Origin of the sequence: Pseudomonas sp. NDM (assembly GCF_003105095.1) — a bacterium.
GTDB classification, from domain to species: Bacteria; Pseudomonadota; Gammaproteobacteria; order Pseudomonadales; family Pseudomonadaceae; genus Aquipseudomonas; species Aquipseudomonas moraviensis_A.
This window is the reverse complement of the sequence record NZ_QETJ01000177.1, coordinates 1-9,056: the sequence shown is the minus strand read 5'-3', so window position 1 is coordinate 9,056 and position 9,056 is coordinate 1. Positions and strand designations below refer to the sequence as shown.

General features: G+C 57.8%; 10 protein-coding genes. 2 read left to right on the top strand and 8 right to left on the bottom strand.

The window, feature by feature from the left end:
* Positions 1-70: 70 nt before the first annotated feature.
* From DCO47_RS23300 to DCO47_RS23280, 5 genes are all read right to left on the bottom strand, one after another.
* Positions 71-817 (bottom strand): YebC/PmpR family DNA-binding transcriptional regulator, encoded by a 747-nt coding sequence (locus tag DCO47_RS23300; protein ID WP_024014089.1) that lies wholly within the window; start codon positions 815-817, stop codon positions 71-73.
* A gap of 119 nt (positions 818-936) precedes the next feature.
* The gene (gene aspS, locus DCO47_RS23295) at positions 937-2,712 is read right to left on the bottom strand and encodes an aspartate--tRNA ligase (protein WP_064365013.1); all 1,776 of its coding nucleotides are present in this window, start codon (positions 2,710-2,712) and stop codon (positions 937-939) included.
* Positions 2,713-2,809: 97 nt separating this feature from the next.
* The gene (locus DCO47_RS23290; RefSeq protein ID WP_042607290.1) at positions 2,810-3,031 is read right to left on the bottom strand and encodes an FmdB family zinc ribbon protein; all 222 of its coding nucleotides are present in this window, start codon (positions 3,029-3,031) and stop codon (positions 2,810-2,812) included.
* A gap of 130 nt (positions 3,032-3,161) precedes the next feature.
* Positions 3,162-3,500 carry a ribbon-helix-helix domain-containing protein gene (locus tag DCO47_RS23285; RefSeq protein WP_042607291.1) on the bottom strand — a complete coding sequence of 113 codons (339 nt, stop codon included), beginning with the start codon at positions 3,498-3,500 and terminating at the stop codon, positions 3,162-3,164.
* A gap of 181 nt (positions 3,501-3,681) precedes the next feature.
* Positions 3,682-4,152: a Dps family protein gene (locus DCO47_RS23280; RefSeq protein ID WP_016773497.1), complete on the bottom strand. Its 471-nt coding sequence runs from the start codon at positions 4,150-4,152 to the stop codon at positions 3,682-3,684.
* 310 nt (positions 4,153-4,462) lie between these two features.
* Here DCO47_RS23280 and DCO47_RS27470 point away from each other — a divergent pair, with 310 nt between their 5' ends.
* Entirely contained in the window at positions 4,463-5,065 is a 603-nt protein-coding gene (locus DCO47_RS27470; protein ID WP_042607292.1) for a cold-shock protein, read from the top strand.
* A 64-nt stretch (positions 5,066-5,129) separates the two neighbouring features.
* On the opposite strand, the gene DCO47_RS23270 is transcribed toward DCO47_RS27470, so the two are convergent.
* Together DCO47_RS23270 and DCO47_RS23265 are read right to left on the bottom strand one after the other, a co-directional pair.
* Positions 5,130-5,336: a SlyX family protein gene (locus DCO47_RS23270; RefSeq protein WP_016773495.1), complete on the bottom strand. Its 207-nt coding sequence runs from the start codon at positions 5,334-5,336 to the stop codon at positions 5,130-5,132.
* Between the two features lie 3 nt (positions 5,337-5,339).
* The gene (locus DCO47_RS23265) at positions 5,340-5,765 is read right to left on the bottom strand and encodes an HIT domain-containing protein (protein WP_065616723.1); all 426 of its coding nucleotides are present in this window, start codon (positions 5,763-5,765) and stop codon (positions 5,340-5,342) included.
* An 889-nt stretch (positions 5,766-6,654) separates the two neighbouring features.
* On the opposite strand from DCO47_RS23265, the gene DCO47_RS23260 reads away from it, so the two are divergent.
* A complete protein-coding gene (locus DCO47_RS23260) occupies positions 6,655-8,004 on the top strand; it encodes an OprD family porin (RefSeq protein WP_042607294.1) in 1,350 nt (449 codons plus the stop codon).
* Positions 8,005-8,121: 117 nt separating this feature from the next.
* Here DCO47_RS23260 and DCO47_RS23255 read toward each other — a convergent pair whose 3' ends face one another.
* Positions 8,122-8,964 (bottom strand): mechanosensitive ion channel family protein, encoded by an 843-nt coding sequence (locus tag DCO47_RS23255; RefSeq protein ID WP_042607295.1) that lies wholly within the window; start codon positions 8,962-8,964, stop codon positions 8,122-8,124.
* Between the last annotated feature and the right edge of the window lie 92 nt (positions 8,965-9,056).

Sequence of the window (9,056 nt, the reverse complement as noted above, 5' to 3'; positions counted from 1 at the left end):
CAACACAGGTGCTGAATGACACACCGCTTTCGCGAGCAGGCTCGCTCCCACAGGGAAGACTAGTCGCTAATCAACCCAACTGAGCAGCGACGTCTTCCGGGATATCCGCGTTGGAATAAACGTTCTGCACGTCATCCAGGTCCTCAAGCATGTCGATCAGCTTGAGCACTTTCTCCGCGCCTTCCAGATCCAGTTCGGCGCTGGTGGTTGGCTGCATCACGATTTCCGCGTCGTCGCCCTTGAACCCGGCCGCTTCCAGCGCGTTGCGCACCGCATAGAAACCGGTGAACGAGGTGAACACGTCGATCGAACCGTCTTCGTGGGTGACCACGTCATCGGCGTCGGCTTCCAGCGCCGCTTCGGTCAGCGCGTCTTCATCGACGCCCGGGGCGAAGCTGATCTGGCCCTTGCGTTCGAACAGATACGCCACCGAACCGTCGGTGCCGAGGTTGCCTCCACACTTGCTGAACGCGTGACGCACAGCCGCCGCAGTGCGGTTGCGGTTGTCGGTCATGCACTCGACCATCACCGCCACACCGCCCGGGCCGTAACCTTCGTAGGTCAGTTCTTCAACGTTGTCCGCTTCGGTGGCACCGGCACCGCGCGCGACGGCGCGGTCGATGATGTCGCGGCTCATGTTGGCGCTCAACGCCTTGTCCAGCGCCAGACGCAAACGCGGGTTGGAACCCGGATCACCGCCACCCTGACGGGCGGCAACGGTCAGTTCACGGATCCACTTGGTGAAGATCTTGCCCCTCTTGGCATCCTGACGTTCTTTGCGGTGCTTGATGTTTGCCCACTTGGAATGACCTGCCATAACTTGCTCCGAATGCTCTTTGAAACCTTGCCCGCCCTGCCGAGGCAGCGGCCGGCAATTGAAAAATTCGACCTGAGAAAGAAAAAAGGCGCATCCGAAGATGCGCCTTCAGGCCCGTCTTACTCAGCCTTTGGCGTTTCGCGCAGGCGAATGTGCAACTCGCGCAATGCCTTGGCGTCGACCACGCCCGGAGCCTGCGTCATCACGTCGGCAGCACTCTGGGTTTTCGGGAAGGCGATCACTTCACGGATCGACTGGGCGCCGGTCATCAGCATCACCAGACGGTCCAGACCGAAGGCCAGACCACCGTGCGGCGGTGCACCGTACTTCAGCGCGTCGAGCAAGAAGCCGAACTTCTCTTCCTGTTCCGCTTCGTTGATGCCCAGCAGACGGAATACCGCTTGCTGCATTTCCTTGCGGTGGATACGGATCGAACCGCCGCCCAACTCGGTGCCGTTCAGCACCATGTCGTACGCACGGGACAGCGCGCCGGCCGGGTTGGCTTCGAGTTCCTGCGGGGTGCACTTCGGTGCGGTGAACGGGTGGTGCAGCGCGGAGAAGCTGCCGTCGTCGTTCTCTTCGAACATCGGGAAGTCGACGACCCACATTGGCGCCCACTCGCAGGTCAGCAGCTTGAGGTCGTGACCGAGCTTGATACGCAGCGCGCCCAGGGCTTCGCTGACGATCTTGGCCTTGTCGGCACCGAAGAACACGATGTCGCCGTCGACTGCGCCGACGCGATCGAGGATCACGTTGAGCTTGTCTTCAGGAATGTTCTTCACGATCGGCGATTGCAGACCTTCAACACCGGCCGCGCGCTCGTTGACCTTGATGTACGCCAGGCCCTTGGCACCGTAGATGCCGACAAACTTGGTGTAATCGTCGATCTGCTTGCGCGGCATGCTCGCCCCGCCTGGAACGCGCAGTGCGGCGATACGGCACTTCGGATCGTTGGCCGGGCCGCTGAATACCTTGAAGTCGACTTCTTTGAGCTGGTCGGCAACGTCGACCAGTTCCAGCGGAATACGCAGGTCCGGCTTGTCCGAACCATAGCGGCGCATGGCCTCTTCGAAGGTCATGTGCGGGAATTCGCCGAATTCCAGATCCAGCACTTCCTTGAACAGGTTGCGGATCATCTGCTCGGTCAGGCCCATGATCTCTTTTTCATCGAGGAAGCTGGTCTCGATGTCGATCTGGGTGAATTCCGGCTGACGGTCGGCACGCAGGTCTTCGTCACGGAAGCACTTGGCGATCTGGTAATAACGGTCGAAGCCGGCCACCATCAGCAGCTGCTTGAACAGCTGCGGCGATTGCGGCAGGGCGAAGAACGAACCGGCGTGGGTGCGGCTCGGCACCAGATAGTCACGCGCACCTTCCGGGGTGGCACGGGTCAGGATCGGCGTTTCGACGTCGAGGAAGCCGTTCTCGTCGAGGAAGCGGCGGATGCTGGTGGTCATGCGCGAACGCAGACGCAGCTTCTCGGCCATTTCCGGACGACGCAGGTCGAGGAAGCGATAGCGCAGGCGGGTTTCTTCGCCGACGTCGGAGAACTCGTTGAGCGGGAACGGCGGGGTTTCCGACTCGTTCAGCACTTCCAGTTCATAACCCAGCACTTCGATCATGCCCGACGCCATGTTGGCGTTGGTCGCACCGGCCGGACGCAGACGCACCTTGCCGGTGATCTTCACGACGTATTCGCTGCGCACGCGATCGGCGGCGGCGAAGCTCTCGGCGCGATCCGGATCGAACACCACCTGAGCCAGACCGTCACGATCACGGATATCGAGGAAAATCACCCCGCCGTGGTCGCGGCGACGGTGGACCCATCCGCAAAGGGTAATTTCCTGGCCTTCCAGGCTTTCGTTCAGTTGGCCGCAATAGTGGCTGCGCATCATGGTGTCGTTCGCTTCTCGTAATTCGAAATTCGGTGGAGTAACCGTCGCTTCAAGCAATGCGGCCACTCACGCGTGTCGTTCGTTCAGGGTTTGAACCCTAGTCAGCTTTGTCGCCACCGGCCAGATTCTTCTTGGCTCCGGTCTTGAAATCGGTCTCGTACCAACCGTTGCCGCTGAGGCGAAAACCCGGCATGGACAGCTGCTTCTTCAGATCTGGCGCCTGGCAGGCAGGGCAGTCGACCAGCGGTGCGTCGCTGATCTTCTGAATGGCTTCCAACTGATGACCACAGGAAGCACATTGGTAATCGTACATTGGCATGAGGGTGTCTCGGCGATCGGATTGCTGCCGCGCGCAGGGCTTTGCGGCGAAAGCGCGGGATTATATCGATTAAATGCGCCCTGTGCAGCCGTAACACTGCACAGGCCGCAACCTCGTTGTACCTGCCGTTTCAGCGCGAAACGCCGGGTGCGAGATCCTTGATCCCGTTCATGACGCACACTACCCGAATCAGCGCACTGAAGTTCTTCACCCCGCCGTGCCGCAGATGCACCTCACGATCGACGTGGGATAACAATGTGCTGATCGTACAATGATTGTCCTCGGCCATGCCGCCGAGGATGTTCCAGTAGACCTGCTCGAGTCGCAGGCAGGTCGCGAAACCGTTGAGCCGGATTGATCGGGACAAGGGCCGGATCAGGTTCATGTCGAACTCGCTGACAAACGGATCGACCTTTATTACGTGCCGCGAAGCCGACATCCTGTCGCTTCGCCTGTCTCCTTCTACCATAGCGTTGACACTCCTTTGCCATGACTGCTGATTTATAAGGCAACATCCTGCGCCTTCATAAAAACCCAGTGACAAAGTTATCGCCATACGACTTGTTGACCAGCCTCGTAGGATAAGCCAACGACAATGGTAAGAGCCTGGACAGGGTGCGGACGGCTTGACGGCGCCCGCACCGGCCGACTTACTCCTCGAGCAGCGCGCGCAGCATCCAGGCGGTTTTCTCGTGCACCTGCATACGCTGGGTCAGCAGGTCGGCTGTCGGTTCGTCGCTGACCTTGTCCAGCAGCGGGAAAATACCCCGCGCGGTGCGGGTCACCGCTTCCTGGCCCTCGACCAATTGCTTGATCATGTCCTCGGCGCTCGGCACACCGACCTCTTCTTTAATAGAGGACAGCCGCGCGTAGGTCGCATAAGCCCCCGGCGCCGGGAAGCCCAACGCACGAATACGCTCGGCGATCGAATCGACGGCCAGCGCCAGCTCGTTGTACTGCTCTTCGAACATCAGATGCAGCGTGCGGAACATCGGGCCAGTGACGTTCCAGTGGAAGTTATGGGTTTTCAGATACAGCACGTAGGTGTCCGACAGCAGTCGCGACAGCCCTTCGACGATGGATTTGCGGTCTTCTTCACTGATACCGATATCAATTGCCATGCTTACCCCCTAACAGTGATTGAATTCATCCAGCAGGTTCAGCCCCACTTTAGCAAGGCAAGCGCTGGCTCGCAGCTATGAATCGGTGATCAGACTGCGACAAATCGACCGTTTCCGTGCCGCTGGCCGGGCTGATTTGAGTAGCCGCAGGCTTTGCTGTTAAATAGGCAGTGTGTCGCCACCCCCCATTTTCCGGGGTGTTGCGCATAGGCTGATCAGTGTACGTGTCCACCGCCTCTTATTTTGTCCTGAAGCGAACCGTGCGCCTTCAGCTCTTCCTTGTGAGCCGTCATAACGTGAGCCAATCAAAATGTTGAAAATCGTCCACCTGCTAATGGGCGCAGCAGCCTTGCTGCTGTCGTTCATACCCAGCCTGAAAGCCGAAGCCGTTCCTTACCTGCAACAGCCCGATGCACTTTACCTGGCCTTTTTCGGCCTGCTGAACCTGGTCATCGCTCCAGTGATTCCCTACTGGAACAAAGGCCCGCGCCAGCATCTGCAAAATCTGGTCAGCGCGCTGCTGGTGCTGACCGTCGTCCTGCAAACCCTGACCCTGATCGCACCGATGCCGGTCATCGCTGGCCAGCCGGCCGTGCTGTTCAGCCTGGCGATTGCGCTGGTTGCCGTGCTGCTGCACCTGGCCGTCAGCTTCTACAAATCGTCACCGGCCGCCGCGCCGACTACCTATGACATGAGCAATCGCGATACCGGCACCGTGAAGTGGTTCAACACTTCCAAGGGTTTCGGTTTTATCTCCCGGGACTCCGGCGATGATATTTTCGTGCACTTTCGCGCCATTCGTGGCGAAGGCCATCGCGTCCTGGTCGAAGGCCAGCGCGTCGAGTTCTCGGTGATGAACCGCGACAAAGGCCTGCAAGCCGAGGACGTGATCGCCGCCCTGCCGCGTCGCTGATCCAAAGCAAAAAAAACCGCGAGCAGCCTGACTGTTCGCGGTTTTTTTGTCCCTGCCGAATGGCTCAATAATGCGGCGGCGGTGCATCTTCTTCAAAAGCACCAAACTGCCCGACCATTTCCTCGTGACGCTTGATCAGCGCTTCCATCTGCAATTGCAGGCGCTCGATAACCCTCTGCTGAGCCACCAGCACATCGTTCAATGCCTGAATGGTGTCATCCTGAAAGGCCAGACGGCTTTCCAGGTCGGTAACGCGTTCTTCGAGGCTCATGACTCAGCCCTCCACAAAAGTGAATTCTTCAGTCAGTACCAGTCGCAAGCGCTCGCGAATGGCTGCCACCTGGTCCCCGTTGTACGGCTTGGCCGGATGCTTGCCCCAGACCGGCGCAGGCCAGGCGGCATCGTCGCGTTTTCGCACGATCACATGCATGTGCAATTGACTGACAACGTTCCCCAGGGTCGCCACGTTCAGCTTGTCGGCATCGAACGAATCCTTGAGCAATTCCGCAAGGGTGGTGGTTTCCCGCCAGAGTTGCTGCTGATCGGCGACATCCAACTGAAACAACTCGCTTATATCCTCGCGGCGAGGCACCAGGATGAACCACGGGTAATTACTGTCGTTGGACAGCAACAGCCGGCACAACGGAAAGTCGCCGATGACCAGGGTGTCCTGTTGAAGTCGTGAATCCAAAGCAAACACTGTACGTACTCCCGGCTGATCATATGACTCAGCTTAGCGGCCGGTTCCGAAAACCGGCGCGCCAAGCGACAGAGCGGCAGCATACCTGCGAATGCAGCGGGCTTCACGCTGCCTCCGGCGCTAAATCGCCAGGCGCTCCGACATGAGACATTTATCCCATCCGCGCACCAACACCGCCCCTGACATGAGCCTGAACGTGAAGAGACGCATGAAAATCCTTGATCTGCCGAGTCTCGAGTCAGTCCTCGCTCGATCGCTCCAGGCTTGATCGTGTTTTTTTTGCACCAAAACTGCACAACGGGTCTACGCTCACTGGGTCAGGCATCCGCCAAATACTCACGGCGGGGTGAACCGGTAACGTTTTTGGTTGTCCTGCGCATCTTTGGTGCGTTGCAACACGATTGGGAGAATCTCGTCAAGCCCGCGACAAAACAGGCCCGAGGCCCCGTTTTCACAAGGTTTTCACATATGCGGGCGGCACACGAAAAAATAACCGCACCGATTTTGCGGTTTGTGCACGCTTGTTGCATTCGTAACCGTATGGACTAAAAGCGCACCACTGGAAGTGGTCGGCTGAAGCCAATAAAAACAGTGGCAGGGTTGCCCGATGGAGATTCAAGTGTTTTGCCAGGGACTCTTTTTATCGATGCAAAAAGGCCCGGATACAGCGATTGAAGTTGTCAGTCAGGCTGCATTGGTACTGTGAATTTGCGACATCCAGCGCTCCTTTCGCGACAACGCCGTAAAGAAGCTGAAAGGTTGGTTTCGCAAGTATCGCCAACATTGTCGGCGTGATATAAGTTTGCGCCGACACAAAAAGAAAGAGCCGCCCAGATAATAAAACAGGTGGGACGGCAGTACTCTTCTAAAACCAAAGGAGCAAATCACGATGCGCGTGATGAAGTGGAGCATGATCGCACTGGCCGTTGCAGCAGCAGCCAGTTCGCAGTTGGCTACGGCCGCCCCGTTTGTCAGTGACCAGGCTGAAGCCAAAGGTTTCGTTGAAGACGCGAAACTCACCGAGACGTTGAAGAACTACTACTTCAACCGCGACAACAAGAACGGTGGCCGCGACCAGAAAGACTGGACCCAGGGCTTCCTCGGCAACTTCACCTCCGGTTATACCCAGGGCACCGTGGGTGTAGGTATTGATGCATACGGTTATCTGGCCTTGAAACTGGATGGCGGTGACGGTACTTCCGGTACTGGCAACATGAGCCGTAGCGATACCGTGAAGGCCAACGGCTATGGCCGCGACGTCAATGACAGTCAGGGCAAGGCAGGCGCTTCCATCAAGTTCCGCGTCTCCAAGACCGAACTGAAATTCGGCGACATGCAGCCAAGCACTTCTCCGGTGTTCGCTGTCGGCGGTTCCCGCATCCTTCCGCAAACTGCCACTGGCTTCCAGTTGCAGAGCAGCGAAGTGAAAGACCTTGACCTCGAAGCCGGTCACTTCTACTCCGGCTCCAGCCAGGACAAGAACGCCCGCGATGGTGGCCTCTACGCTACCTACGCTGGTGTTGAAGCGAACAACATCGACTACTTCGGCGGCAAATACTCGATCACTGACAACCTCAGTGCATCGCTGTACGGCGCAAAACTGGAAGACATCTGGAACCAGTACTACGCCAACGTGAACCTCACCACTCCGTTCGGTGGTGACACTTCGCTGAACACCGACTTCAACATCTACCGCACCACCGACACCGGTAGTGCCGAAGCGGGTGACATCAGCAACACCACGTTCTCCCTGGCAACCGCTTTGTCGTTCCTCAAAGCGCACACCTTTACCCTCGCCTTCCAGAAGGTCAACGGCGACACCCCGTTCGACTACATCGGCGTGGGCAAGAACAACCGTGGTGGCGACTCGATCTTCCTCGCCAACTCCATCCAGTACTCTGACTTCAACGGCGCAGGCGAGAAATCCGTCCAGGCCCGTTACGACCTGAAAATGGCCGAGTACGGCGTTCCTGGCCTGAGCTTCATGGTTCGTTACGTCAAAGGTTGGGATATCGACGGTACCAACACTCCAGCGGGCAGCGCTTACGCCGGTCTGTATGGTGATGATGGCAAACACCACGAAACCAACTTTGAAGCCAAGTACGTTGTTCAAAGCGGCCCGGCCAAAGATCTTTCCTTCCGCATTCGTCAAGCCTGGCACGTTGCCAACGCTGACGAAGGTGAAGGCGATGTCAAAGAGTTCCGCCTGATCACCGAGTACCCGCTGAACATCTTGTAATCGTCAGTGGTTAGTTTCAAAGCATAAAAAAAGGCCCATCTTCCGATGGGCCTTTTTTATTTGCCTGGCACTGATTAAGAGTCTGGCTACGAGAGCAATTACTTAGCTAGCAACCTATCATTGTGTCGCCGATTCCTGAACAACGCGTATAACTCGCTGCGGAAATGGAATATCAATCCCGGCAGCCTTCAAACGATCACGCGCCTGTTCATTAAACATGAACATCACATCCCAATAGTCTGCAGTTTTAACCCATACGCGCAGGGACACCGTGATCGAACTGTCCCCCAGTGTCGAAATTACCGCTTGCGGTTCCGGGTCCTGCATGACGCGCGCATCCTTGGCCAGATCCAGTAGCACCTGACGGGCCTTTTGCAGATCCGCTTCGTAATCCACGCCCACGTCGAACACCACTTTGCGGGTCGGCTGGCGGTTGGTGTTGGTGATGATGCCGTTCGACAGATTGCCGTTGGGCACGATGATGGTCTTGTTGTCGCCGGTGCGCAGCACGGTATGGAAGATCTGGATGCTGTCGACAGTGCCCGCCACGCCTTGGGCTTCGATCCAGTCACCGATGCGGAACGGGCGGAACAGCAGAATCAGCACGCCGCCAGCGAAGTTCGCCAGGCTGCCTTGCAGGGCCAGGCCGATCGCCAGACCGGCAGCACCAATAGCCGCGACGAACGAGGTGGTTTCGACGCCGATCATCGACGCGACGCTGACAATCAGCAGCACCTTGAGAATGATGTTGGCCAGGCTGCTGATAAAGCCTTGCAGCGCCAGGTCGGCATTGCGCAGGGCCAGCAGACCGCCGAGTTTTTGCGTGACCTTGTTGATCAGCCACCAGCCGATGGCCAGGGTAATCACTGCCAGCAGCACGCGACTGCCGTATTCCATGATCATCGGGATCCACGCCTGGGACGCCTTGACCAGGTGGTCCACTTCAGCATTCAAATCCATGTTCTATCTCCTGATTTCCGGCTTCCCGGGGTGTATTAAAAACAACTGTGGGAGCGAGCCTGCTCGCGAATGCGGTGTGTCAGTCAACTCAT

Coding starts and splice junctions, on each gene's coding strand:
- DCO47_RS23300 (WP_024014089.1), bottom strand. CDS start 817: ATGGCAGGTCATTCCAAGTGGGCAAACATCAAGCACCGCAAAGAACGT.
- aspS (WP_064365013.1), bottom strand. CDS start 2,712: ATGATGCGCAGCCACTATTGCGGCCAACTGAACGAAAGCCTGGAAGGC.
- DCO47_RS23290 (WP_042607290.1), bottom strand. CDS start 3,031: ATGCCAATGTACGATTACCAATGTGCTTCCTGTGGTCATCAGTTGGAA.
- DCO47_RS23285 (WP_042607291.1), bottom strand. CDS start 3,500: ATGGTAGAAGGAGACAGGCGAAGCGACAGGATGTCGGCTTCGCGGCAC.
- DCO47_RS23280 (WP_016773497.1), bottom strand. CDS start 4,152: ATGGCAATTGATATCGGTATCAGTGAAGAAGACCGCAAATCCATCGTC.
- DCO47_RS27470 (WP_042607292.1), top strand. CDS start 4,463: ATGTTGAAAATCGTCCACCTGCTAATGGGCGCAGCAGCCTTGCTGCTG.
- DCO47_RS23270 (WP_016773495.1), bottom strand. CDS start 5,336: ATGAGCCTCGAAGAACGCGTTACCGACCTGGAAAGCCGTCTGGCCTTT.
- DCO47_RS23260 (WP_042607294.1), top strand. CDS start 6,655: ATGCGCGTGATGAAGTGGAGCATGATCGCACTGGCCGTTGCAGCAGCA.
- DCO47_RS23255 (WP_042607295.1), bottom strand. CDS start 8,964: ATGGATTTGAATGCTGAAGTGGACCACCTGGTCAAGGCGTCCCAGGCG.